The 227-nt window shown below is 67.4% G+C and carries 1 protein-coding gene; it reads right to left on the bottom strand.

All coding sequences use genetic code 11. The features are described from left to right. Positions 1-158: acyltransferase domain-containing protein (locus AC4IJH_RS43860; RefSeq protein ID WP_490857625.1), on the bottom strand; the 158-nt coding region annotated here is incomplete at its 3' end. Positions 159-227: the final 69 nt, after the last annotated feature.

The following is a 227-nucleotide window of genomic DNA, read 5'->3' as shown; positions in this document are numbered from 1 at the left end:
ACATACGCAGCCGCCAGCTCACCGATCGAATGCCCCGCCACCACCTGCGGACGCACACCCCACGACTCCAACAGCCGAAACAGCGCCACCTCAACCGCAAACAGACCGGACTGCGCCCACACCGTCTCGTCAATACGACCCTCACCCAGCCAGGACACCTCACCCTCGCCACGGATCACCGCCCCCAGCGAACCCCCCAGATGCCCAGCCAACCCCGCGCACACCGC

The organism is Streptomyces sp. UF-297, from assembly GCF_058245575.1.
Note: the sequence above shows the minus strand (reverse complement) of the source record. Positions and strands in the feature narration are given on the sequence as shown.